Origin of the sequence: Microvirga guangxiensis (genome assembly GCF_900102135.1) — a bacterium.
Taxonomy (GTDB): domain Bacteria; phylum Pseudomonadota; class Alphaproteobacteria; order Rhizobiales; family Beijerinckiaceae; genus Microvirga; species Microvirga guangxiensis.
In genome coordinates this window covers 1-25,748 of record NZ_FMVJ01000014.1, presented here as the reverse complement: position 1 = coordinate 25,748, position 25,748 = coordinate 1, and the positions used below count along the sequence as shown (strand labels likewise).

At 60.5% G+C, this 25,748-nt stretch carries 21 protein-coding genes; 9 read left to right on the top strand and 12 right to left on the bottom strand.

The window, feature by feature from the left end; genetic code table 11:
* Positions 1–117: 117 nt before the first annotated feature.
* Both BLP10_RS19205 and BLP10_RS19200 read right to left on the bottom strand, forming a co-directional pair.
* Positions 118–1,497, bottom strand: coding sequence for a M10 family metallopeptidase (locus BLP10_RS19205; RefSeq protein ID WP_091138291.1), 1,380 nt, complete (start codon positions 1,495–1,497; stop codon positions 118–120).
* A 118-nt stretch (positions 1,498–1,615) separates the two neighbouring features.
* Positions 1,616–2,998 carry a M10 family metallopeptidase gene (locus BLP10_RS19200; protein WP_175493979.1) on the bottom strand — a complete coding sequence of 461 codons (1,383 nt, stop codon included), beginning with the start codon at positions 2,996–2,998 and terminating at the stop codon, positions 1,616–1,618.
* 275 nt (positions 2,999–3,273) lie between these two features.
* Between BLP10_RS19200 and BLP10_RS19195 the strand changes: the two genes are divergently transcribed.
* The gene (locus BLP10_RS19195) at positions 3,274–4,437 is read left to right on the top strand and encodes an RtcB family protein (protein ID WP_091138286.1); all 1,164 of its coding nucleotides are present in this window, start codon (positions 3,274–3,276) and stop codon (positions 4,435–4,437) included.
* A gap of 15 nt (positions 4,438–4,452) precedes the next feature.
* Here the strand turns inward: BLP10_RS19195 and BLP10_RS19190 are convergent, their stop codons facing one another.
* Together BLP10_RS19190 and BLP10_RS19185 are read right to left on the bottom strand one after the other, a co-directional pair.
* Entirely contained in the window at positions 4,453–4,875 is a 423-nt protein-coding gene (locus BLP10_RS19190; protein ID WP_091138284.1) for a hypothetical protein, read from the bottom strand.
* Positions 4,876–5,061: 186 nt separating this feature from the next.
* A complete protein-coding gene (locus BLP10_RS19185; protein ID WP_244510708.1) occupies positions 5,062–5,757 on the bottom strand; it encodes a sigma-70 family RNA polymerase sigma factor in 696 nt (231 codons plus the stop codon).
* A gap of 227 nt (positions 5,758–5,984) precedes the next feature.
* Between BLP10_RS19185 and BLP10_RS19180 the strand changes: the two genes are divergently transcribed.
* Complete coding sequence (locus tag BLP10_RS19180) at positions 5,985–6,464, top strand: YidB family protein (RefSeq protein ID WP_091138488.1); 480 nt, start codon at positions 5,985–5,987, stop codon at positions 6,462–6,464.
* On the opposite strand, the gene BLP10_RS19175 is transcribed toward BLP10_RS19180, so the two are convergent.
* The 6 genes from BLP10_RS19175 to BLP10_RS19150 all read right to left on the bottom strand — a co-directional run bounded on the left by BLP10_RS19175 (position 6,461) and on the right by BLP10_RS19150 (position 15,746).
* Positions 6,461–6,709: a PGPGW domain-containing protein gene (locus BLP10_RS19175; protein WP_091138278.1), complete on the bottom strand. Its 249-nt coding sequence runs from the start codon at positions 6,707–6,709 to the stop codon at positions 6,461–6,463. The genes BLP10_RS19180 and BLP10_RS19175 overlap by 4 nt on opposite strands.
* 61 nt (positions 6,710–6,770) lie before the next feature.
* Entirely contained in the window at positions 6,771–7,169 is a 399-nt protein-coding gene (locus tag BLP10_RS19170) for a response regulator (protein WP_091138276.1), read from the bottom strand.
* Positions 7,170–7,233: 64 nt separating this feature from the next.
* Positions 7,234–11,538: a translocation/assembly module TamB domain-containing protein gene (locus BLP10_RS19165; RefSeq protein ID WP_091138274.1), complete on the bottom strand. Its 4,305-nt coding sequence runs from the start codon at positions 11,536–11,538 to the stop codon at positions 7,234–7,236.
* On the bottom strand, positions 11,538–13,526 hold the full coding sequence (locus BLP10_RS19160; protein WP_244510707.1) for an autotransporter assembly complex protein TamA: 1,989 nt from the start codon (positions 13,524–13,526) through the stop codon (positions 11,538–11,540). Before BLP10_RS19160 ends, BLP10_RS19165 begins: the two co-directional genes overlap by 1 nt.
* 225 nt (positions 13,527–13,751) lie before the next feature.
* On the bottom strand, positions 13,752–14,744 hold the full coding sequence (locus BLP10_RS19155) for a hypothetical protein (protein WP_091138271.1): 993 nt from the start codon (positions 14,742–14,744) through the stop codon (positions 13,752–13,754).
* Between the two features lie 30 nt (positions 14,745–14,774).
* A complete protein-coding gene (locus tag BLP10_RS19150) occupies positions 14,775–15,746 on the bottom strand; it encodes an extracellular solute-binding protein (protein ID WP_139165541.1) in 972 nt (323 codons plus the stop codon).
* A 111-nt stretch (positions 15,747–15,857) separates the two neighbouring features.
* On the opposite strand from BLP10_RS19150, the gene BLP10_RS19145 reads away from it, so the two are divergent.
* Entirely contained in the window at positions 15,858–16,931 is a 1,074-nt protein-coding gene (locus BLP10_RS19145; RefSeq protein ID WP_091138266.1) for an ABC transporter ATP-binding protein, read from the top strand.
* Between the two features lie 11 nt (positions 16,932–16,942).
* Positions 16,943–18,583 (top strand): ABC transporter permease, encoded by a 1,641-nt coding sequence (locus BLP10_RS19140; RefSeq protein WP_175493978.1) that lies wholly within the window; start codon positions 16,943–16,945, stop codon positions 18,581–18,583.
* Positions 18,584–18,689: 106 nt separating this feature from the next.
* Here BLP10_RS19140 and BLP10_RS19135 read toward each other — a convergent pair whose 3' ends face one another.
* On the bottom strand, positions 18,690–19,487 hold the full coding sequence (locus tag BLP10_RS19135) for a hypothetical protein (protein WP_483127773.1): 798 nt from the start codon (positions 19,485–19,487) through the stop codon (positions 18,690–18,692).
* A gap of 529 nt (positions 19,488–20,016) precedes the next feature.
* Positions 20,017–20,607: an IMPACT family protein gene (locus BLP10_RS19130; protein ID WP_091138484.1), complete on the bottom strand. Its 591-nt coding sequence runs from the start codon at positions 20,605–20,607 to the stop codon at positions 20,017–20,019.
* Between the two features lie 121 nt (positions 20,608–20,728).
* Between BLP10_RS19130 and pepT the strand changes: the two genes are divergently transcribed.
* The 5 genes from pepT to ftsH all read left to right on the top strand — a co-directional run.
* Entirely contained in the window at positions 20,729–21,964 is a 1,236-nt protein-coding gene (gene pepT, locus BLP10_RS19125) for a peptidase T (RefSeq protein WP_091138258.1), read from the top strand.
* Positions 21,965–22,384: 420 nt separating this feature from the next.
* Complete coding sequence (locus BLP10_RS19120) at positions 22,385–23,041, top strand: TerC family protein (protein ID WP_091138255.1); 657 nt, start codon at positions 22,385–22,387, stop codon at positions 23,039–23,041.
* 130 nt (positions 23,042–23,171) lie between these two features.
* Positions 23,172–23,435, top strand: a complete 264-nt coding sequence (locus BLP10_RS19115; protein WP_091138252.1) for a hypothetical protein — start codon at positions 23,172–23,174, stop codon at positions 23,433–23,435.
* A gap of 175 nt (positions 23,436–23,610) precedes the next feature.
* Entirely contained in the window at positions 23,611–24,018 is a 408-nt protein-coding gene (locus tag BLP10_RS19110) for a DUF4112 domain-containing protein (RefSeq protein WP_210183644.1), read from the top strand.
* A 42-nt stretch (positions 24,019–24,060) separates the two neighbouring features.
* Positions 24,061–25,748 (top strand): ATP-dependent zinc metalloprotease FtsH (gene ftsH / locus BLP10_RS19105; RefSeq protein WP_244510703.1); only part of this gene is annotated, 1,688 nt, incomplete at its 3' end.

The following is a 25,748-nucleotide window of genomic DNA, read 5'->3' as shown; positions in this document are numbered from 1 at the left end:
AAACCCACCGGGAAGTCAAATCGGCAGCCAATGGCCTGCTGCCGCACCTTCCCTGGCCTAATAAAGCAGCCAACTCCTGAAAGTTTGGTTCATAAAGCGGCGGCGCCCTCCAACTTCTCAGATGATCCGGAAGTCGTCGGCCGTGATCTTGAGCTTCTTGTCCAGCCAGGCAACCAAGGCCTTGGTTGCCTTGCCCGTCCCGTCCTGATCGTAATAAAGCGCGCCACTGTTCTTGTCATAGATGACGCGGTCCGACCGATCATGGGCCTTCGCCCCGGTCCAGAAGGCAGAAGCCGGGAGCTTTCCCGGCTTAGGCAGCTTCGTGAACACCACGTTATCGAAATAGATCGTGTCGTCTCGGACCGAAAAATCGGAAATCCGGTCGGCGTTGGCCTTGCTCGGAGAGGTGTCGAAGACGAACGCGTCCCTCCCCCGTCCTCCCGTCAGAACGTCGTTACCCTCGAAACCGTAGAGGCGGTCATTGCCGCTTCCGCCTTTCAGGACGTTCCGCACGAGGTTTCCCATCATAAGGTCATTGCCTGAGCCCCCGAGAGCATTCTCGATTATGGAGCGCAGGTCCCCGTCATGGAGCAAGCTGTTGGCTATATTGCCGCGAGCGGGGCGGTCGTAACCAAGCTGGGCGATCTGCGCCGTGTCGAGGCTCGTCCACGAGCCGGGACGCAGGTCTATGGTGAGCCTCACCGCGTAGTTCGAGAAATCGTAGGTGTCGTTGCCGCCGCCGTCCCACACGGTCATGAGAATACGATTGCCGATGGGGCTGCCCTGTGCGACGCCGTCAATCGACGCTTGGCCCGTCATAGCATCCCACCTGTAGACGGTGTTGCCGGCATGGGTCGTGTAGTTTGCGCCATACATGTGCTGCAGGGCGGCGATGTCGTACATCATGAGCGACTGGGCATAACCCCAGGGCTCGTTTTCCATCATCCTGCCCGAGGCTCCCACATAGGAGCGGTAGGTCATGATCGAAAACTCCATCGAGTCCCGGTCTGCTGTCATGGGCCCGAACACGTTCACGTCGTGTCCATGTTTCAAGCCGACGGAATGGCCGATCTCATGCATGAAGACATAGAAGCCGTAGCCGCCAGGTCGCATGTCGGCGAATGCACTCGACGATGCCCTGAACCAGGCATCGCCATTGATGCTGATAGAACCCGGGGCATACGCCCAAGCGGAACCCGGAATGTCGGCGCCTGCGAGCCTTAGTTCGGGCTGCCTGACCGTGTCCTCATGGATCTCCGTGAAGTTGAGATTAGCCACAGAGGCGATCATCGCAAAGGCTTGCCGCGCTGCTGCACTCTGCGCCTCGTTGAGAGGAGCAAAACCATTGCGCGGTTCGTTGCCGCCATAATTCTGACCGTAGAAGACGGAGCTTGCGGGAAAACTGTAGCTGAGGCCCGGTGCATCCCAGCGGGTCTTCATCAGCAGAGCATCCACATTCTGATCGCCGCTCGGCGCGACATCCGCCGTCAATGCCATCTTGGACCTCCCCTATCGGGATGGCCTCAAGTTTAGCTTGCGCACCGCGGTTGAAATTATTCCTCACGGGGTACTCATCGTTCCATTCGGGATGAGTACCCCGTGCAGAGGTTCTCCTTTAAGCGATCATGAAGTCAGTCGCCGTCATGCTCAGTCCCTTGGTGAGCTGAGCGAACTGCACCGATGCGATCGTCCCGCTTCCATCCGCATCATAATGAAGTCCGCCTTTCGCCGTGTCGTAGACGATACGGTCGGAGGAATCGTGCGCTTGGCTTCCTATCCAGAAAGCTGCCGACGGGAGCATTCCGGCCGTGAGGGTCGTGAACGCCGATCTAGCGAGATAGATCGTATCGCTGGGAACAGAAAAGTCCGTGATCTGATCGAGGTTGGAAATCGGATTCGGTTTCGTGTTGAAATAGAAGGTGTCGTTGCCTGCTCCGCCGGTGAGCACATCGTTGCCTTCACGCCCATAGAGCCGGTCGTTTCCGCCCCCTCCCCTCAAAGTGTTGGCGACACTGTTCCCGGTGAGCGTGTCGCTGCCCGTTCCTCCAGTGGCATTCTCGATCAGAGATCTGAGATCGCCCTGATAGGTGAGTGCATTCGCGATGTTGCCGCGCGCATATTGCCCATCGCCGAGCTTGGCGATCTGCGTCGTGGAGAAACGAGACCATTCTCCGGGGCGAAGATCCACACTGAGATTTGTGGCGTAGTTCGAGAGATCGTACGTGTCGCTTCCGCCGCCGTCCCAGATCGTACCGAAGATGCGATTTCCACCGGGAAGGCTCTGTCCGACCCCATCGATGAACTCCTGACCTGTCGAAGAACTCCACCGATAGACGGTGTTGCCGGCACGGGTCGTATAATTTGCACCGTACATATGCTGCAGGGCCGCGATGTCGTACATCATCGGCGTCTGGGCATAGCCCCACGTTTCATTCTCCACATACTGTCCGGCGGCGCCTACATAAGATCTGTAGGTCAACGCTGAGAATTCCATGGAGTCCCGGGAGGCCGTCATCGCGCCGAATCCGGTTGTCTCGTTGCCGTGTTTCAGGCCAACGGAGTGCAGGATTTCGTGGATGAAGGCATAATAGCCATAACCGCCCAGCACTGGCGCATCATACCATCCGTTGGAACGGCTGAACCAGATATCGCCTCCCTGCTCTCCGGGATCCGGGTAATAGGACCAAGCGGGCGATGCGCGATCCGAAACCGCAAGCCGTATCGTGGCATGGCTTGAAGAGGTTTCCGCTATTTCAGCGAATGTCAGGTTGGACACGGAAGCGATCGTTGCGAAAACTTCGCGAGCAACCCGAGACTGATTGCCGTTCAAGGAACCGAAGTTGTACTGCGGCTCGTCCGACAGACTGTAATTGCTGCCGTAGTAAGATGCTTTTGTAGGAAAACTATAAGTGAGGTTCGGGCTGCTCCAGCGCGAACCGGAAAGAATGCCATCAATATCCTGATTGCCCGTGCGGGCGACTGAAATCGTAGCTGCCATGCTTGTCCTCATGTGAGCGGAATCCTTGATTTAGAGCATGGCAGGAAGCCGGATTTTATAATCCATAAGGGGTAGAATGGAATTTTCCGTAGACCTATAATCTTCTCAATAAGCAAATTTGCTCAATGTCTTAACTTAATAGCTCAGGTTGTGAAATTTGCCGCTTCCGCAGCCCAATCAGCTCGAACATTCAACTCTCGAGACAGACCGGCGGCACCCCATCGGAACGGGTGCCTTATCATCCGGTTTGATGAAAGAGGCTTCTGGGGGATCGAATGAACATCCGCATTTACGGCGAGCACGACGACAAGACGATCAAGCAGCTGAACCGCTGCATGCAGGTCGGCAGCGCGGCCAAGGGGGTGCTCTGCGCGGATGGCCATCTCGGCTATGCTCATCCCATCGGCGGCGTCGTAGCCTATGAGGAGCATATCTCGATCAGCGGGGTTGGCTTCGACATCGCCTGCGGGAACATGGCCGTCCGTCTGGACACCCGTTACGAGGACATATCCGGCAAGGCGGGAAAGATCCTCAGCGATATCGGCAGAACGATCAGTTTCGGCATTGGACAGAAGAACGCTGTGAAAGTGGATCACGAGCTGTTCGACTCGCCGCTGTGGGGCGAAGCAGGCGTCCGCGACTTGAGGAAGATGGCCTCCGAGCAATTGGGGACCGTCGGCTCTGGCAACCATTATGTGGATCTCTTCGAGGACGAGGAAGGCTTCGTGTGGATCGGCGTGCATTTCGGCTCGCGCGGATTAGGCCACAAGATCACGACGAAGCATCTGGAGTTGGCAGGCGCAAAGGATGGCATGGAGGTCGATCCTGCTGTCGTCCACCAGGACAGCGAGATCGGACGCAGCTATCTCGCCGGCGTCGCGTTAGGCGGGCTCTACGCTTATGCGGGACGCGAGTGGGTCGTCGAGCGCGTGAGACAGATCATCGGCGGCTCCATCACGGACATGGTGCACAACCATCACAACTTCGTCTGGCGCGAGAACCACGGCGGGCGCGATTATTGGGTGGTCAGGAAAGGCGCGACACCAGCTTTCCCGGGACAAAGAGGCTTCGTGGGCGGCTCCATGGGCGACAATGCAGTCATCCTGCGCGGTGTCGAAAGCGAGCAAAGCGCCGACAGTCTCTATTCGACCGTTCACGGAGCAGGCCGCCTCTTCGGACGCATGGAGGCGAAGGGCAAGAAGAACCGGCAAGGAGAATGGACCCGCCCTCCCCGCTTTACGCGCGAGGAGATGGATGCGTGGCTGCGTGAAAAGGGCGTCCTGCTCAGAGGCGGCGACGTGGACGAGAGCCCTATGGTCTATCGACGCCTCACGGACGTACTCGCCTATCATGGCGATACGATTGCCATCGAGCATAGTCTACGGCCCTTCGCAGTGGCGATGGCAGGCCCCGGCGAGTTCGATCCCTACAAGGACTAAGCCGGGACCCGGCCGTTACCGAAACCACCCGAAATAAAGCGACCATAGCCTCGGGGAGCGAATGCCGCGCACGCGCCTGGCTGCTTCCTCGGACCGCATGAACTCGCCGCCATGGCAGGAGCAGAGAACGATATGCGCATCATGCTCGGAGATCTGGAAGAAGTTGACCGCGTCTCCGAACCTGTCGCTTACGAGACCCGCCGTGCGCAGAACCGGATCGTTGAAGGCGACCGTCAGAGCGGAATCGTCGGCTCGCATGGCATGCCGTACGGCTTTCGGCTTCCACTCGATTTCATCCAGCGTCCTGAGAAGGCGGTCTGGCTTCTGCTCAAGCAGTTCGGCCCAGCGGTCAAGCCGCTCTCGTTTCGACAGTTGAGGAACTTGCGAGGGCTTCAGATCGGCGACATGGCCGAGTTCCGACAGAGGTCTGTGTTCCATGCTCCCCTCCTTGGCAGAGAAGCGTTTGAGAGCACCCCAGCTGTCAGCTCAACCATGAAGACCTGCGAAAGTTCGGAACCCTGCCTTTTCAATGCGCTGATATTTTAGGCACCACATACGAATGCGCCGTGCGGAGGAATAACCTGCTTCCTTCGCACGGCGCATGTTGGAGATGTGTCGATGAGATCAGGCGTCGGCGTGACTGCTGTTGTGAAGCCGGTCACCGGCCACGCCCATCAGTTCTGCGAGCCGGTTACGCGCGCGGTTCACGCGGCTCTTGATGGTGCCGACTTTCACGCCGAGTGCTTCCGCCGCATCCTCATAGGACATGCCTTCAGCACCGATCAGGATGATCGCCTCGCGCTGCTCCTGCGGCAGCTTCTGCAGCGCGGTCGAAAGGTCCTGGAGGGCGAGTTTGTCCTCCTGGTCAGGGATCGCGACCATGCTGGCAGCATGTGCGCCGTCGCCATCTTCGACCTCGCGGCTCGTCTTGCGGTGGGTCGAGTAGAAGCCGTTGCGCAGAATCGTGAAGAGCCACGCCTGCAGGTTCGTACCGGCCTCAAATGTTTCCTGCTTGGTCAGGGCCTTGAGCACGGTGTCCTGCACCAGATCCTCGGCCTGATCGAGCTTTCCGGTAAGCGACAGCGCAAAGGCGCGCAGGTTCGGCAGCGCATCCATGACGCCGTCGACGAAAGCCTGATCGACCGGCTCGGTATGCGCACGAATGACCTGTGCGACGCGTTCCGCGAGCTTGGCTAGATCGCGCGGAAGCTTATCCTCAGCAGGGTCGCCGTAAAGCGTGCGAAGTTGCTTTCCGAGGTGGAGACGAACGGCAGCGCTCAGGGCCGCACCTGAGATTGGCGAGGGAGTGTTTTGGGTCATAGTTTTGGACTTATCGGGCATGCCGGGATATCTGGGGCGCCTTGCGTCCATGTAAAGTTCCGGGCGACATTTCGACCATGCGTTTTTTTGCGACAAAAGGCTAAGGGCATGGGTGACCGGCGTGCCCCCAGGGCTTCTCTCCTGCAGCCCGCAATCCTTCGAAAGCATTGTCCCGGAACCCTTTGGCCGCTCCTGCTGTTCCTGTTCCGGCATTAGGAGCAATGAACATGAGCAACCGTGGTTTCCCTTCAATGACGGCCCTTCTGGGTCTTCTCGCCATCGCCGGGTATCAGAACCGTGATAAAATCGCGGAGATGCTGCGTGGCGGGCAGCAGCCAGGAACGCCTGGGCAAGTGCCCGGCCAGCAAACCGGCGGCCTTGAAAGCCTTGGAGGACTTGGTGGCCTCGGTGGGCTGCTTGGTGGCCTTGGCGGCGCAGGAGCCGGCGGGCTGCTGAGCGGAGGCCTTGGTGAGCTTCTCGACAACTTCCGGCAGAATGGACAAGGCGATGTCGCCGATTCATGGGTTGGAACAGGTCAGAACAAGGAGATCGCCCCGCAGCAGCTCGAGCAGGCGATTGGGCCCGATGTGCTGGCCAGCCTGACCCAGCAGACCGGCCTCTCAAGGGAGGAAATTCTGGAGCGCCTCTCGCGCGATCTGCCTCATGCGGTCGATCAATATACGCCTGATGGACGCCTGCCGACCTAAAGGCTTTCGCGCCTGATCCTTTTGCGCCGCTCCCACCAGACAATGGTGCGGCGGCGCAGCCTGCGCGCGATGTGCAGATCGAAGGACAGGATAAGAATACCCAGCGGGACCATCCAGAAGCCGAGCACCGGCAGGAAACCCACGACACCCCCCAGGATCAGAAGGATCCCAAATGAGACTCGCAGAGCTTTAGAGCGTGGCAGGGGAACATGGCGTCCGCCGAAGGCAACCCGCGGCTTTGTCATGCACACGCCTCCGTTTTCATGATGACGGGCATTAATGCGTTGATCCGCTCAGGCTCAACTCTCACGCTTCGAGCGTCCTTGAGATCATGGCTTGCCTAAGGGCTTCCACAAGCGCATCGGACCGGATCGGCTTTTGAAGGAAATGCGTTCCTTCCGGCAGATCGCCGGGTCCGGGCGCGACTTTTCCAGAGATCACGAGCACGCCCACATCCGGCCACCCCTGGCGAACCAGACGCGCGAACTCGAAGCCGTCGATAGAGCCCGGCATGTTCACATCTGTGAGAACCACATTGATGTCGGGACGTCTTTTCAGCAGGTCGAAGGCTTCATCCGCGTCCTGGGCCTCGACGACCCAGAATTCCGCTTCCCGCAGGATTTCCACCTGCGTCAGGCGCAAGAGCAATTCGTCCTCCACCAGGAGGACGACAGGTCTGTTCAGGATCTCGCGACGCGGCTTCATACAGCGGGAAACGGATGACTCATTTTGTGGTTCCCACGCCTGTTCATGGATGACCCGTTAGGCCTCAGTACTCCAACTCGAAGCCTAATCCCACGGAGGTTCCGCCCTCCGCATCGACTGCTCCTTGCGCCTTGAGGCGGCGTGTCAGATCCACATCCACGGTCACACCGCTTTCTTCCGGTCTTGCTCCCGCCCTCACGCCCACGCGGACATTGTCGCTGATGTAGCGCGATACGCCGACGGCAGGATCGCCGGAGGCTCCAACCGTGATGTCGAGGCTGTCGACGCCGAGCGAGCGGCGCAGACTCTCGAAAGCATCGCCGCCGGTGCCGCCGGAGAGCTGGGCGACGGTCTGCGCAAGCTGCAGCGCTTGGCCTGCCGAGAGGCCGCCGGAGGGTCGCTGGAAGAGGATGCGGGACAGCACCTCATCCTGAGGCAGATCGGGGCTCGAGCTGAACACGAATTGAGGTTGTGTAGCTGGCCCTGTCACCGCAATCTGGGCCGTTACGTCGCCCGCCTGCGTCTCGGCCAAGAAATCGAGCGACGGGGTAAGATCGCCCGTAAAATCCAACCGTCCGCGCACGAAGTCGATGCGGCGGCCGATGAGGTCGAGGCGGCCTCGCCGAAGCTCGAACGCACCGATGGCGACAGGGTCCCGCGATGTGCCTTGGAGACGCAGGTCGCCCCCAAGTTCGGCGTTGATCCCTCGCCCACGGACGAAGATGCGGTTCTGGGCCGTGATGACGAGATCGAGATCGGCACTGAACGGACGACCGCGCGAGGTGGCGGCCTGCTGCCTTCGCGCCAAGGCAAGTCGCGCCGCAGCAGCCGGCGGTGGCTGGATGTGCCGTGTGTTCGGCAATGGCCTCAAGGTCGTCGGCAGGCGGTCGGGCACGGAAACGTTCATTGTGATGATACCGACCCGACCAGCAACGCGCGGCCTGCTCGTGAGAGGGCCGGAGATTGAGAGATCCAGATCGGCGCTCGCATCTACCGTCTCATTGGAAACGAGTTGGGCGCGGCTGCCTGTGATGCGAATATCTGCGGGAAGCCCTGCGGCAGGATCAATCTCGACCTGTCCACTGGCCGTCAGTGATCCGCCGTTGGGCGTACGGGCGCTCAGGCTCTCGATGACGAGGTTCTCTCCGCGCGCGGAAAACCGCCCGTTGATTTCGCTCAGCTGAACACCCTGCAATGAATCCACGAAGCTGCCGCCTGCGACCGCAACCGAGCCCTGAATGCTGGGCGCGGTCGCAGCGCCTCCAACCGACAGGTCGAGCGTTGCGCTGCCTGTCAGGCGTTGGCCTCTTGCTGAGAGGAATGAGTTCGCCACGGCGAGATCGGTTCGCCCCGATATTTTGAGCGCAAGGTCGTCAGTGGTGTCGAGTGGCACGCTGCCTGAAACCTGCAACGTCCCGAAGCGCCCGGCCGAAACATCCGCATCGACAGTCGCTCGCTGGTCGGCAATGCGGCCCTGAGCCGTCACGGTGAGAGGCGGCAATCCGGCCTGACGGGTTTCCGGCGTGACGAGGCCAGTTGCCCTCAGATCGTAGCTCCCGCTCAGATTGCTTGTCTCGCCTCGGATGGCAGCGCTTCCGTTCACCGTGCCTGCGAGGCCCAGATTGGGAAGCGCAATCTCTGCGACCTGTAACGGCAGGCTGCGAATGTCGAGCGACAGGTCGAACCTGTTGCCCACAGTGCCCGATACCCCCACGCGTCCCTGATCGGCGGCGATGACGAGGCCGCTGATGGTGGCGTTACCGTTCTGCAGCACGATGGAAGCAGGCTGTGCCAAGGCGAGACGCCGTCCTCCGCGTCGGGCCGTGAAGCTCTCCAGCTCAATGCGCGTTGCATCGCCCGGCACTACGTTCGCCTGCGCGTCCAGATCGAACCCCTGCCCCGTTGCGGAGGCGGTAATGCGCGATGCGCTGGGTGAGCCTGCGGCTGTCAGGCGGACGGTCCTGAAGGTTTGACCGGCAGCCCTCAGGGTGTCCGCCTGAACCGTACCGTCGATCACGGGGCGACTGTAGAGGTCGGATACGGCAAGCCGCACATCGAAATTCTGCACCGCCACATTAGCGGCAGCAATGCGAGAGCCTCTCGCCGTTACCGAAACATCCTGACGGCCATTCGGTGCACTGAGCGCAATGTCTGCATCGATTGAGCCATCGAGTTTCGTGAGCAGCAACGGCGTGAGATCGTCTAGATCGGTGGCTGAGAGCGTGAGCCGTCCCTGCGCCACCTGATTGGCATCCAGACGGAGAGTTCCGTCCAGCGCTACGGAGCCGATATTGAGATCGAGCCGGTCCAGCAGCCACCCACCATCGGCTGGACGAGCAACATGCAGACTGCCCGTTGCAGGCTTGGCGCCCACCTGTCCGTCCAGACCAAGAGTAGCATCGAGACTGCCGGTCACATCCTTTGCATCGAGCGTAAGCACGAGACGCGGAATAGGTCGTTCCAGGGCGCGCACATCCATCAATGTCGCGGTCGCCGCAACATCCGGCTTCTCAAGAGAGCCAGTCAGATGGGCTGCTACATTCGCGCGGCCCGCGCCGATCCGCGCATCGACCCGCCTGAGCTCGTCGATATCGATATCGAGCCGCAAGTCCGCCGCAGTCTGGGTGGCGCGGCCATTCGCACGCGCGTCGAGATGCGCCCCGTCGATACGGAAGTTCTCGAACCCGAAACCGCCTGGAACCCGGCGCATGATTCCATTGGCCGTGACCGATCGGCCAAGGAGACCGTCGAGGGACGGTGTCCCTGTCGAGAGGTTCTGAAGGCTGGCATCCACGACCGCCGCAATATCCGCTCGGCGTGGATTGCCCGAGAGCTGCGCCTTGAGGGCGGCTGAACCGCGCAGTGCCCTGCCAGTGATGCCGGAGAAAGCTGCCAGTGCGGGAACGTTGGCATTGAGATTTCCATCGAGCACCGTCGAACCGACCCGGCCGGTAAAGCCAGCTTGCGCTGTCGACGTCTCAATGCGTGCCGTTTCGACATTGGCGACCCCATCCCGGTTGAAGGTGCCGTTGGCGGTCAGCGACAGGGTCTGTCCCAATGCGCGGGCCAACGCCCGATCGGTGGGCTGAATACCGCTTGCTCGCGCATCGACCGTGAAGGAGAAACGGTCGGGGATCGCCACGTCGCTCACTGGATTCATGGCGATGCGAGCGGTCAGGGAGTCCAGGGCTCCCTCCGGCAGCCGAACGCCTGAAGCATCGACCGAACCATTGATGCGCGGAGCCGTCATGGTCCCCAGCACCCTGCCGTCGAAGTCCAGGCGACGGATCTCCGCATCACCGGCGCGGGTCATGAAACCATCCGTTGGCAAAGCGCGCGCCTGAAGCGTCAGGTCCAGGACCTGACTTGCACTGACGGTACCCTCCATGTCGAAGCTGGCCACATTCGAGGTGACGCGAACCGGCTGAAGGCGCAGGCTGCCGTCATCTCCGATCGCGACATTGCCTACGAGTTGGGTCGTTCCCGGGAAAACGGGGGCGATGGGCGAAGGCAGCAATCCTTCGATGCGCGCCGCAAGATTGGCGTTTATGTTGTACGTGGCGCCGGATCGATTGACGATTGTCGTCCCTGCGGCTCCAATGGTTGGACCAGCCGAAAAATCGAGACGTGCCGCAAAGTTATTCAAAGGCCCTGCGCCGGCGAGTTTCAGATCGACAGGCGGAAGACCTGGCAGATTGAGCAGATGAGCGGCAATGCCCCCTGCCGGCTCCTGATGAGTGAGATCGAGGGCCAAACGGTTGGTCTGCGGCACGTAATCGAGATTGATCGACAGGCGTCCGGGCGCGTCGAGGCGCTGAGCGGCGAAGTCGAGTTTCAGCCCTTCCGACGGATCTCCGAGATTGGCCGAACCCTGCGCCGAAAGCCCCGCAGCCGTGCCTAGGACAGGCTCCCCAAGGGCCAGTTCCTGCAGGGAGAACTTCTCCACGATCACTTTGACCGGCAACTCGGGAAGGATCGGCTCGTCGGAGACGGCGACCTCCTCCTCTTCCGTAGTTTCCGGCTTGCGTGGGAATTCCAAACGATCGACCTGAAGTTCGTTGACCTCAAGCCGGCCGCGCAGCAGCGCGGTCCGCGTCCATACGAGGCGCGCCCTGTCCACCGACAGCCAGACACCATTGCGATCCGAAATACGCACATCCCGGATCACCGCACTCGAAGACAGGGCTCCTTCGATGCTGCCGATGCTGACCCGGGTGGTGGGCGTCGAGATCAGGCGCGAGATCAGATTGGCCAGGACGCCCTGGTCGGTCTGGGCTTGGCTCGGTGAACCGGCGGCGATCCAGAGAACGCCGAGGGTTAAAACCACGGCGACGGCGAAGACAGTGAGATGGCGGCGCAATTTCATCATCAGAACGCCTGCCCTATGCCGACATAGATTGCGAAGGATCGATCGTCTCCCGGCTCGCGGCGGATAGGCGTTGCCACATCCAGGCGGATCGGCCCGATTGCCGTATAATAACGCAGCCCCAGCCCTGCCGCGACGCGGATCGTGTCGTCGAAATCCGGATAGCTCGACTCGAAGGCCGTGCCCGCGTCGACGAAGGGCACAATGCCGATGGTATCGGTGATCTTGATGCGCGCTTCGAGCGACGCCTCGAGCAGGCTGCGCCCGCCGATGGGCTCTCCCAGGAATTTCGGACTCAAGGTCCGATAGCCGAAACCGCGCACCGAGCCGCCGCCGCCGGCATAAAACCGCCGATTGGCCGGTATCTCATCGAGATCCGCTCCGATAATGGAGCCGAGGCCGAGACGGCCTGCAAGCACGTAGCGCGCTTCCTCATCGAGAGACCAATAGGCCGAGGCCGTTCCCTTCGCGATGGTCATGGGAACCGAGGAGCCCAGAAACTCCGGATAGGGTGTGACCGACGCGAGCAGCTTCATGCCCCGCGTGGGATCGAGGGTATTATCCGTAGAATCGTAGGTGACGGAGAGCGGGAGTCCGACAAGGGTATAGTCGATCTGCCCGAGAATATCGGAAGCCTGCCCCTTCTCGTATTCGATACCGCCCTGGATCGAGAAAGTTTCGCTGAACCGGTGGCGGATCGCCGCCGTTCCGTTGACACGGCGGCTCGTGTAGCTCTCGGTGCGGTCGCGTTCGACCATGACATCGGCGAGAAAGTCGTTCCGGGTTCCCCAAAGAGCGGGCTTGAGGAAGCTCGCAGTGAAGCGCCCCCCGAGATCATCCCAATCGAAGCTCTTGTCGTCGTCCTCATTCGGGATGCCGCCATCCTCAGTGAGGTAGAACAGGCTCCCCTCAAGCCTCAGCCGCTCGGCGCCCCCGAACAGGTTCCGGTGCGCCCAGTAAGCTCGCACTGCCGGTCCATCGGTGGTGGAATATTGTACGGAGGCTCCAATGACGCGCGGCTGGCGCTCGGTGATGTCGACGAAGAGCGGCAGGTTTCCATAAGCGTCGAGGGATTCTCCCTCACGAATGCGAACGGACGACAGCGCCTCGATATTCAGGATCGATTTGCGCATCGATGCGAGCGCTGCCGGCGAATATGGGTCACCAGGCTCGGTATAGATGAAGGAGCGCACAACCGCCGGGTCGACGTTCTCCGCCCCTCGCACGGCGATTGCGCCGATCCCGGCCTGCGGGCCCGGGTCGACCGAGAGGCTGAGATCCATGATCCGCGCGGGGTGAACGACGACCGGTGTCTGTCCGGTCACTTTGGCGAAAGGCCGCGACTGCGCACGGAAATGATCGACGATACGCGCCTGAGCGGCAACGATGTCAGCAGCGCGCGCCGGATCGCCAGGCTTTATTTTGACGATGCGCGGCGGCAATTCCCCAGGCGAAAACGGCTGGCCGGTCCTTGCATTCAGAATGGCGATATTCTGGAGAACGAATTGCGGGCCAGGATCGACGACAACTTGAACAGGTACGAGCGCTCGCGCGCGATAGCCTGCCGCCGTGCGAATTGCTGTCTCAGAGCGCGGCGCCTGGAGCGAAAGAGGAACACCCCCAACCGCCACGGCAATGCGGGCATTGTAGTATCCCGCTCCCCAAAGCGCATCGGTCAGGCGCGGGAGGTCAGCCTCAGCCCGGCGCACCAGCGCTTCCGCATCCGGCGGTGGCTCCCCCTTCAAAGTTTGAAGGGTCGAGGCGTCCTTGAGGGTTTGAACGATGCTCTTGTCGTTCCCGACGACGGTGAAATCGAGGGAATATGGCAAAGTGCTCGCATTCGGTGGCGGAGGCTCCTCATCGCCTCCTCCGAAGAGGCCGAAGAAATCGAATGCGACGGCAGATGGGATCGATACTCCAGCGGACAGAAGTCCTGCAAGGATCGCCAGAGAAGCGTATTTTCTGGTACCCGACCACCTCGTATCAGCCACGACAATCCTAACTACCAACTAAAAATGAAACTTTGCCTTCCGCGAGACTTTGCGTCCAAATAGGGCGAAAACTAGGACAGGCTAACCTAAACTTTGCCACACTTCACCGAGGATTTCCGTTGCGGAACCGGCTGGCGCTTTAGATTGGGCATAGATTCCGGAATGTCCTTCCGGGAATGAGCAAGATATTCCTGTAGAAAACGTCTTTGAGAGGCGTGTGAATTATCAGAATCGGACGGCGAGGTAGGTTCTGTCATCCGCCCAGAGGGAGGCTGTCGATCCCTTGGGAGAGTGGTGAAGCAGGACCTTTGCTGGATCCTCACGCTCAGCGTCTGCAAAAGCCTTTTCCCAGGCGGCAACGCCGAAACCGTCCCCAGGCTTGAAATAGCCGTCGGAATAGATCTCGACTGTCCTGACCTCGGAGCGCGGAAGGCGTTCGATCATGATCATATGTTCCGGCACGTCGAACCCGTCGAGGCACGGATAGCCGAGTTGCAGCGAGGCATTGTTCTGATAGCCCCCCTGTGAGTTGACGATGCCGCCTCGTACGAGGTTTTCGATGTCGGCCTTCGCCACATGGGGCAGTGTCTCGAGATTGGCGGCAATGGCACGGTTTTCAATGAGCGCCATGTCGTCCGCGTCAAGGGTATCGGCCACGGCGCCGAGCGGCTGACGCGTGCCATGCCATGTGACGCGGCGCGACAACTGCTCCTGCTGCTCCGGATCGGACGTCTTCCGCCCGATCACGGGCCAGGCCTCCCGGCGCAGGATGGAGGTGATCAGATCGAGATCCTTCTCGAACCGGATGGTCCGCTCACCGTTGATGCGTACCCCGCTGTCGCCAACCAGGATCACGTCGAGGGTTTCAGGCTGAACAAGCACAAGGGCGAGCGCAGCCGAGAAGCGCACATTGCTGTCGGCTCGCGCCCTGTCGATCATGCCATGTGATCGATAGGCGTCGGCAATCGCTTCCGTCATCGCCCGGACGATCTCAAGGCCGTCGGAAGGCGTATCGCGCGCGCTCAGCTTATGCTCGAGCGCGCGCTTGACGATCAAGGATGCATACTGACCGGAGAGCATTCCATCGTATCGGGATCCGTGGCGATCCGTGACCCCATCGATGACCGCGTAGGCGCGGCCCGGCAGGATTACGAGTTGATCCTCATTACGATGAGGCGCGGACGGATCCTTTCCCTCGGAAAACGCTTCGATCAGCATGTCAGGCAGATACTTTCAAATGGTCGCGGCTCAGCGGTTCTGCAGAGCCGTCTTCCACTTGGCAACCCAGTCGTTGCGGTTCTGCGCCACTTTCTTGATGTCGTATTCGACGAGCTTGATCTCGCTCATCGGCTTGAGGCCAGTGCCGGTGACATCCTTGCGGACGGAGCGACGACCGATCTCGGAGACGAGCTGCTCCTGCACGGGCTTCGAGAGCAGCCAGTCGATGAAGACTTTGCCATTCTCCGCATTGGGCGCTCCCTTCACGAGCGCGACGCCGTCAGCAACCGTGGAAGAGCCGTCCTCAGGATAGACGATGGCGATATTGCCGCCGCCCTTCACATAATCGAGGGCGTTGTCCTCGAGCGTCAGGCCCACGAGCGCCTCGCCGTCATTGACGTAGCGCGGAACTGCGCCCGACGAATCCGACAGGTTCATGTTCGCGAGGATCTTGTTGTAGACATCCCAGCCCTTGTCGCCATGGCCGATGAGGACCGTCGCGAGCTGCTGGAAGCTGGAGCCGGACGTATCGGCACGAGCGGATGAGACCTTGCCCTTCCACTTGGCATCGCCGAGCTCTGCCCAGGTCTTGGGATATTCGTTGGGCTTCAGCTCATTCTTGTTGACAGCCATGACCAGCAGAATGCCGGTGTAGGGAATCCACTCGGGGCTGACCTTGTAGTTCGGCAGAAGGGCCGCGTCATCCTTCGGCGTGTAGGTCGCCAGCAGATCCTTGCTGTCCTCGAGCTGCTCGCCGCCGATGCTCCAGATCACATCGGCCTTCGCGGAGGCGGATTCGGCCTTCACGCGCTTGATGATGTCGCCGGAGCCAGCCTTCACCACATCGACCTTGATACCGGTTTCCTTCTCGAATTTCGGCACCAGGGCATCCACGATGGATGCCTTATGGGCGGTGTAGACCACCACCTTCTTGTCCTGGGCCATGGCCGCAACGGTCAAGGAAGCGAGCAGAACGCCCGCGGTTAGTCCGACTTTCAACACTTAATCCTCCCAAGGATTTAATTAGCCAGGTAAGTGCATGTTGCTGAACCCCGTAACTTTTGTAAAGTCGGGCCCAGCCAAGGGGCAGAGTAACGAACAAGGGAGTCAAGTGTGGCCGATTTGAAGATCCAGGGGCTGGCAAAGAGCTATAAGGACGTCCGGGTCCTGGAGAGCATCGATCTCGACATCGCCTCAGGAGAGTTTTTCACGCTTCTGGGCCCCAGCGGCTGCGGCAAGACCACCCTCCTGCGCACCATTGCAGGCTTCCAGCACCAGGATCGGGGCGAGATCGTTGTGAATGGCGAGCGCATCGACCATAAGCCCGCGCACAAGCGCGATATCGGCATGGTGTTTCAGGACTATGCCATCTTCCCGCACCTGACGGTTGCAGAAAACGTTGCTTTCGGCCTGAAGGCACGCGCCCTTCCCAAGAGCGAAATCGAGGCACGTGTGGCTGAAAGCCTCAAGATGGTGCGCCTCGACGGCTACCAGAATCGCCTTCCGGCCGAGATGTCAGGCGGCCAGCAGCAGCGCATCGGCCTTGCTCGCGCCATGGCGATCCGCCCCACCCTTCTGCTCATGGACGAGCCGCTGTCCAACCTCGATGCGAAGCTGCGCATCGAACTGCGGGAGGATATCCGCGACATCCAGCGGCGGCTTGGCATCACGACGATCTACGTCACTCATGACCAGGAAGAGGCGCTGGCCGTCTCCGACCGCATCTGCGTGATGAACAAGGGCAACGTGGAGCAGATCGGCACGCCGTTCGAGATCTACCGCAAGCCGCTGCGCAAGTTCGCGGCATCGTTCGTCGGCACCATGAACTTCCTGCCAGGGCGGATCGAAGGCGGACGCCTGATCGTCGGCACTCAATCCGCCGCCTCCCCGGCCAATGAGTCCGGCCCTGTGGAAGTCGCAATCCGGCCCGAGAACGTCCAGCTTTCGCTGGGACACGCCGATAGCGAGGCGATTGCTTTGAAGGGCGAGGTCCTGAAGGTCACCTTCCTCGGTCGCGAAGCTCATTATACTCTTAAGACGGAAGTCGGCGAAGTGGTGGCCCAAGTGGCAGACCCGGAACACGACTTTATCGAGATGGAAGGCCGCCCCGTCGAGGTGCGCTTGCCGCTTTCGAAGATCGTTCTCTTCCGCTCCAACGGCGACGTGATCGGTGCGGGGCAGGCATGATGAAAAGGCGAATGCGCTTCGACATCTGGACCTTCGTGCTCATCGCGGCCTGGGTCATTCTGATTGCGCTGTTGATCTGGCCACTCTCGTCGGTCCTGCACGCCAGCCTGATCGATAATGAGACGGGAGCGTTCTCCCTCACTCACTATGTTCAGATTGCCACCATAAAGGCTTATCAGCGAGCCATCGGCAATACGCTCCTTGCCGGCTTCGGCGGCATGGCCGGAGCGCTCATTCTCGGCGTGACTCTCGCTTTCGTGACGACACGGTTTCACATCTACGGCCGTGCGCTCATCCAGACGCTTGCCGTGGTGGCTCTAGTGTCACCACCCTTCATCGGGGCTTATGCGTGGATCGTGCTGTTCGGCGCGAGTGGCGTCGTGCGCAAGGGGCTCGCAACCATCGGCATATCCATTCCGCCGCTCTACGGCGCTGCAGGTGTTATCCTGGTCTTTGCCTTCAAATTCTTCCCGCACGTCTTTCTGATCACGTCGGGAGCACTCGCAGCGATCAACCGCTCCGTGGAAGAGGCGGCAGAGAGCCTTGGCGTCTCTCCAACGAAGCGCCTGTTTACGATCACGTTCCCGCTGATCCTGCCTGCGATCTCCGCAAGCGCTCTTCTCACCTTCGTTCTTTCGATTGCAGATTTCGGCACTCCGCGGATCATCGGACGCGACTTCAACGTGCTGGCGACGGAAGCCTTCAACCTCTACGGCAGCGAAGTGGGCGGCAACCCCGGAATGGCTTCGGCGCTCAGCATCGTGCTGATCATTCTGTCGATGATCGTCGTATTTGGCCAACGCTGGGTTCTTCGCAAGAACGTCTACCACAGCAACCTGATCAAGAAGCCGGAGCGCAAGCGCGCCCATGGGCTCAAAGCGCTTGGCCTTCACGTTCTGGCCTATGCAATCGTGCTCATCGGCGCCTTGCCAGCCATTATCGTGGTACTGTTCTCGTTCCGCCGCACCAGCGGTCCGGTGTTTCAGCCGGGTTTGAGCCTCCAGAGCTACGAGCGCGTCATCTCGACGGTTTCCGACCCGATCTGGAACACGCTGATCTTCTCTTCCATCGCGGTGGTTGCCATCGTCATCACCGGAACCCTGATCGGCTACCTGATCTCGCGCAGGCCCGGCATTGCCACCGGCGCGCTCGATGCCCTTCTCATGGTGCCTTACGTGGTGCCGGGCATCGTCATGGGCATCGCCTTCATCACCCGCTTCAATGAACCGCCGCTCGCTCTGACCGGAACCGGCCTCATCATCATCATGGCGGTTTTCGTCCGGCGCCTGCCCTACTCGGCCCGTTCGGTGGCGGCTGCGTTGAAGCAGGTCGGCCCCAACCTGGAGGATGCAGCTGTGAGCCTCGGCTACTCGCCGGGCAAGGCATTCCTGAAAGTGACGGTGCCCCTGATCGTGCCGGGCATCATGGCTGGCGCGCTCATGAGCTTCGTCACAGCCATGAATGAGCTTTCGTCGTCTCTGGTGCTTTATGTAGGCAGCACCATCACCATGCCGGTGCGCATCTATCTCTCGGTTATGGACGGCGAATATGGTACCGCATCAGCCCTCTCGACAATTCTCCTGACCATGACAGTGGCAGCGGTCTATGCGGCATTCCATCTGTCTGGCAGGAAGGAGAGCGCGCTTCTATGACCTTATGCTCATGAAGACGAACGATCAGATGAAGCGCCTCTTGGCGCTTCATTTTTCTCGGTCCAGAAAGCATGAGCGGAAGCAATGCCTCCGCTCATACCGCTGATTATCGTGAGGAAACGCGGCTCACGAACTGACACAGGGCGACCATGTCGGCTTCAAAACCCGCCGGAGAAGACAGCACACCGGCGCAAGATCTGCGCAGCTGCGCTTTTTCACGGGCGCTCATCGAGTTCCATTCTGCAGCGACTCGGGTCTGGGAGATGGGATTGCGCGCTGGTCCCGTGATGGGATTGGTCACGACACCCGTTGGCGGGCGGGTGCCAGGCTGATCGATACCGGGCAGAGCCGGCGTGCTCGGCTGACCAGGTGTATTGGGCTGCCCGATGACACCGCCACCGTTACCATTCCCTGGATTGCCCCCAGTACCGCCACCACCGGTATTGCCCGAGCCGCCTATTCCAACTCCGACACCGACATCAACTCCGCTTGAGCCGCCGACATTGGCGCCGACGCCCGCATTGATACCATTCGAGCCGCCTACCGAAGCGCCCAGGCCCGCCGTAACTCCCCCGGATCCACCGACATTCGCGCCGACACCGGCATTCACGCCGCGCGATCCGCCAACACTGGCACCAACCGCTGCATTGACGCCATTCGAGCCGCCGACATTGGCGCCGAGACCTGCATTCACACCATCGGATCCGCCGATGCTGGCACCACCGATTGCGCTCACCCCGCTTGAACCGCCGACATTGGCGCCGACACCAGCATTGACGCCTCTAGACCCGCCGACGCTCGCGCCAACGCCTGCGTTGACACCTCTCGACCCGCCTACCGACGCACCAACGCCTGCACCGATACCTCGGGACCCACCGAGATTGGCGCCCACACCGGCATTGATGCCGCCAGAGCCGCCGAGGCTGACACCAACACCCAACCCGCCGCTGCCAAGGCCAACTCCAACACCAAGTCCCCCGCGGCTCCTCGATCCTTCATTCGAACTGCTTCCAGAGCCTCCATCCGGGCTGCTTCGCGATCCGCCATCCGGACTGCCCCGCGATCCACCTGCCTGAGCTTCAGATGGCTGCGGAAGCATGCATAAAGCCGCCAATACTGCGACGCCGCACAGAACTTCTTTGCGTCTTGCCAATAACGAAGACACATTCATACCCACTCTCCTTTAGACAGCGGTTTTCCAAACCCCTGCTCTAAAGAAATCCAAAAGACATTTACTGTTCCGAAAATTGTCCAATCGTGAGTAATCATTCCGTATTAGTGAATTTATTACATATCAATGAGAATAGCAGCACTTAAAACTTAATAACATATAAATTCGAGCGTCTAATGCTCAGCTTTAGGCAAGGATTAGTGCGCTCTATGTTTCTTGAAAACTTTGTCTGTTACTTAACTCGAAAGCTATGCGCAGACCTTCAGCTTTCGCTGAGAGAAATGGAAACTCGTCCGCTGGTCATATCCGTCAGCATTTGAACGATCTGTTGAGCGGCAGACTCGGGCAATGACGCCTTGATGATCGAACCCGTTTCCGTAAAGCTCTCACTCGAAATTTGGACGCCCGCGATATTGCCAAGTCGCGCCTTGACGAGGGCGAGATCGGAAAACGATGTGACGATGGTCGCGTCCTGGACAGCGACGATCTCAATCAGTGTCGCCGTGCGCAGGCAAGCTGCAGCAGTCCCCCCATAAGCCCTGATAAGGCCGCCGCTTCCAAGAAGAATACCGCCGAACCACCGGGTTACCACAACGGCAATATTATCAAGCTGAAGCCAGTCGATCGCTTGCAGGATCGGTTTGCCAGCCGTGCCGCTGGGCTCTCCATCGTCACTGGAACGATAGCCCTGACCTACACGCCAAGCCCAACAATTATGATTGGCTGTGGGATCCGAGTGAGCCGCGATGAATGCCTTTGCCGCCTGCTCGCTCGCAATCGGCCCGGCCATGGCGACAAACCGGCTTTTCTTGATGATCTGCTCCAGGGATGTGGCGCGCTCAAGCGTGAACATGTGACCACATAGCGCCCTAAGGGCCATCCGAGCAAGGTGGCGAAGTCTCCGATGAATGGCTTCACGAGACAGCCATACCTCGCTAAAAGTCCCCCTGCTTTTATCAATCGGGTCACATCCTATGGCTGCCACCGTCACCGACCGTTTTCTCCGTTATGTCGTTATCGACACGCAGTCAGACGCCGAGTCCCCAAGCCAGCCTTCGACAGAGAAGCAGAAAAATCTTGGCCGCCTTCTGGTCGAAGAACTCATCGGCATCGGCATCTCCGATGCGCATCTCGACGAACACGGCTATGTCTATGCGACCATCCCGTCGAACACGCCGAAGAACAATGTGCCGGTCATCTGCTTCTGTGCCCACATGGACACCGCGCCGGACTTTTCAGGCACCAACGTGAAGCCGCAGGTTGTGAGGAATTACCAGGGCGGCGACATCCGACTGCCGGGTGATGCCACTCAAATCATCCGGGTTGCCGATCACCCTGTTCTGAAGGACCTGATCGGCCATGATATCGTCACGTCGGACGGCACCACCCTGCTCGGCGCCGACGACAAGGCGGGCATTGCCGAGATCGTGACGGCAGCGGAATTCCTGATAAAAAATCCCGAGATCAAGCATGGGGCGATCCGCATTCTCTTCACCCCGGATGAGGAGATCGGCCGTGGGGTCGACAAGGTGGACCTCAAGAAGCTTGGAGCTGATTTCGGCTACACGATGGACGGCGAGACCGCAGGCACCATTGAGGACGAGAGCTTCTCGGCAGATGCGGTGGACATCACGCTCAAGGGCGTCGCGATCCATCCTGGCTTCGCCTACGGCAAGATGGAAAACGCTATCAGGATTGCGGGAGACATCATCGCCCGATTGCCGAAAGACATGGCGCCTGAAACGACGAAAGATCGCGTTGGGTTCATTCACCCCACAAGTGCTTCCGGTGTAATGGAAAAAGCGCACCTGGGCTTCATCATCCGCGATTTCACCGAAGAAGGCCTGAAGACGAAAGAGGCCCTGCTGGAAAAGATCACCCAGGACGTCATGGAGAGCTATCCCGGTTCCAGCTATACCTTCAGGGTCAGAGAGCAGTACCGCAACATGAAGGTGGTGCTCGACCAGCATCCAGAGATCGTTGAGTATGCGATGGAAGCCATCAGCCGGGCTGGCATGAAGCCCGTGCGCGGCAGCATCCGCGGCGGCACGGACGGCTCACGCCTCTCTTTCATGGGCCTGCCCTGCGCCAACATCTTCGCCGGAGGCCACGCCTTCCATTCACCGCTGGAGTTCGTCAGCAGCCAGGACATGGAAAAGGCAGTGAGCACCATCGTCGAGCTCGCCAAGCTCTGGGAAGAGCGTGCATAGGACCTCCCTGCATTAGCACCTCCTCCCCGAGGCACCGACATTGTTCGCGGGTCATGAGCCGACAGATCTGGGATGGGCCGCATCGATATCGGGCGTTGGGTCCTGGAATATTGAGAGCATGATCTTCGAAGGCGCGAGCTTCAGTTGCTAGTGAATAAAGTTCGCTAACGGACTTGTGAATTTTCGCCGACAGCTTTACAGCGTGGGTACCAGGCCGGGCCCCTCTGGCAGCTCCTGCGAGCTGCGATGTCGGACTGGACATTCAATTGGGTGGCCTGGCTCATGACGCTCAACCGACCGTAATCCTCACAGCGATCTCCATTGCCTCGATATGCCAGTGGTCGTGCGATGCTGCGTGGATTGTGGAGCGGTTAATCCAGAGGTCATGAGGGGCGCCCTGTTCATGAGAATGGGAGCCACATGAGCGAATTCTTCACATCGGAAGCCCTAACCGCCCTTCTCCAGGTCATCATGATCGACCTGGTGCTTGCGGGCGACAACGCCATCGTCATCGGTCTGGCAGCCGCTGGCCTGCCCAAGGAGCAGCGCGCCAAAGCCATCCTGATCGGCATCGTCGCCGCCACGGCGCTGCGTATCGTCTTTGCGGCCGCAACGACCCAACTTCTTCAGATCGTGGGCCTGCTGCTCGCGGGCGGCATCCTCCTGCTATGGGTCTGCTGGAAGATGTGGCGTGAGTTGCGTATCAGCCACGCTGAAGAGATCCAGGGCGAGGAAGCGCTGGAAGGGCGCGACATCGATCAGGATGGCAAGATCGCAGGCACCGCACCGCGCAAGACCTTTGCGCAGGCGGCCTGGCAGATCGTTGTTGCCGACGTGTCCATGTCCTTGGACAACGTGCTTGCCGTTGCAGGCGCAGCACGAGAGCACCCCAACGTGCTGATCTTCGGCCTGATCCTGTCCATCGCCCTCATGGGCATTGCGGCAAGCTTCATTGCCCGTCTCCTCCAGCGCCACCGTTGGATTGCCTATGTCGGCCTCGCCATCATCCTCTACGTGTCCCTTGAGATGATCTATCGCGGGGCACTCGAGGTTTGGCCGCTGATTAACGGCGGGTAAGCCTTAACGCGAATGGCGGCTCCCTTTCGAACCCGAAAGGGAGCCGTCCGCCCTCCTCGCCATTGTCGTGGGGCACCTTCGTCAACATATGTTGGTAATTGCGTCATTCCGGGAGCCAAGGAGACCTTTTATGCGGATCGTCTATGCCTCAGGGAACACCAGAGCCGGCCTCGGCCAGTTTTGGGGCATGATGATCAAGCTCGCCGTCTTCGTTCTTGCGGCGCTTGTTATCACCGCCATCATGCTGGTCGGCCTCTTCATTGTGCTTCCCGTGATGCTCGTCGGCGGAATTGCCCTGCATTTCTACATCCGCCGCAAACTGCGCCAAGCACAGCAGCGCCAGAGAGATGATGGCGTGATCGATGCGGAATACACCATTATCGAGCATCGTTAGGAACAAGATCTCCCAGCCCTGGAGAATGGCGGATCAATCTTGAACTTGAAACGTTCCATCCCCACCTTGGGAGTACCAGGGTCCGGGACCCTCTGGCAGCCTGGAGCAGGCTGCGATGTCGGACTCTCTCACCTGAGGAGCAGCATAAGGCTGGCTCCGCATCTGGGAGACGATTGTGACGTCTTACTCTTACGCCTCCTCCTTGGGAGACACGTCTTATCGTGCCGTCGAGACCCGAGCGCGTCTCGACGCCCTGGCGAGGCTACTCGACAGCGCCATTCGCGTTCCAGGAACGAATATCCGCTTCGGCGCGGACGCACTTTTGAATCTCGTTCCAGGCGTAGGTCTGCTGACTTCGAAAGGCATGTCGGCCTATCTGATCTGGGAAGCCCGCCGTCTCGGTGTGCCGCTCCCCACTCTCCTGCGCATGGTCGGACACGTCGGCGTCGACTTCGTGATCAGTGCAATCCCTGTGGTAGGCTGGGTCGGCGATGCCTTCTACCGCTCGAATCTGCGCAACATGGATCTTCTTCGCAGGCATTTGGACAAGGCGCACCCCATGGCAAGCCCTATCCAGCGCTGACGATAACTCACCTGTTCTCTTGACCGTTCAGAAAGTACAGAGATGAACAACCCGAACACCGCATCCAATTTTCGCGCTTTTGCGATCGCGGCTGCGGTCATGATCATGCTGTCGATGTTCTATTTCCAGAACACGGCGGCACCCCAGGCTGAGCAGCTTCCCTATTCCGCCTTCGTCACAGCGGTGGATCAGGGCGAGATCCGCTCGGTTACGATCCAAGGACAGGAAGTCGTGGCTGAGCGCTCGACCGGCGCTCGTGTCACGACCTACGTCCCGCAAGGCGCAGATCTGATCGCGCAGCTGCAGCAGAAGGGCGTCGCTATCAAGGCCGAGCCGCCGCCGCGCCCGAGCCTGCTGGGCAGCCTGCTGCTGTCTCTGCTGCCGTTCGCGCTGATGATCGGTATCGTGGTCTGGATGTCGCGCAAGGCAATGGGCCAGCAGGGCGGAGGCGGCGGCCTGCTCTCCGTGGGCAAGTCGCGCGCGCGCCTGATTAAGCCGGAAACTCCTGTCACGTTTGACGATGTTGCGGGGATTGACGAGGCGAAGGAGGACTTGCAGGAGGTGGTGGAGTTCCTGCGCGACCCGCAGAAGTTCCAGCGCCTCGGCGGGCGCATCCCCCGCGGCGTGCTCCTCGTCGGCCCGCCCGGCACCGGCAAGACGCTCACCGCCCGCGCGGTCGCCGGCGAGGCCAACGTGCCCTTCTTCACCATCTCCGGCTCCGACTTCGTCGAGATGTTCGTGGGCGTGGGCGCCTCGCGCGTGCGCGACATGTTCGAGCAGGCCAAGAAGAACGCGCCCTGCATCATCTTCATCGACGAGATCGACGCGGTCGGCCGCCATCGCGGCGCGGGCCTGGGCGGCGGCAACGACGAGCGCGAGCAGACCCTCAACCAGCTTCTTGTCGAGATGGACGGCTTTGAGGCCAACGAGGGCATCATCATCATCGCCGCCACCAACCGGCCCGACGTGCTCGATCCGGCGCTTCTGCGCCCGGGCCGCTTCGACCGCCAGATCGTGGTGCCCAACCCGGACGTGACCGGTCGCGAGAAGATCCTGCGGGTGCACGTGCGCAAGGTGCCGCTGGCGCCCGACGTGGACCTGAAGGTGATTGCCCGCGGCACGCCCGGCTTCTCGGGCGCTGACCTGATGAACCTGGTCAACGAGGCGGCGCTTCTGGCGGCGCGGCGCGGCAAGCGCATCGTGACCATGAAGGAGTTCGAGGACGCCAAGGACAAGGTGATGATGGGCGCCGAGCGGCGCACCCTGGTGATGACCGACGACGAGAAGCGCCTGACGGCCTACCATGAGGCGGGCCATGCCATCGTGGCGCTGAACGTGCCGGCGACCGATCCGGTGCACAAGGCCACGATCATTCCGCGCGGGCGGGCGCTGGGCATGGTGATGCAGCTGCCGGAGCGCGACAAGCTGTCGATGAGCTTTGAGCAGATGACGTCGCGTCTGGCGATCATGATGGGCGGGCGCATTGCCGAGGAGATGATTTTTGGCAAGGAGAAGGTGACGTCGGGGGCGCAGTCGGACATTGAGCAGGCGACGCGTCTGGCGCGGATGATGGTGACCAAGTGGGGGTTCAGCCCTGAGCTTGGCACGGTGGCCTATGGCGAGAACCAGGACGAGGTGTTTCTGGGGATGCAGATGGGGCGTCAGCAGAACGTGTCGGAGGCGACCGCGCAGAAGATCGACTCGGAGGTGCGCCGTCTGGTGGAGACGGG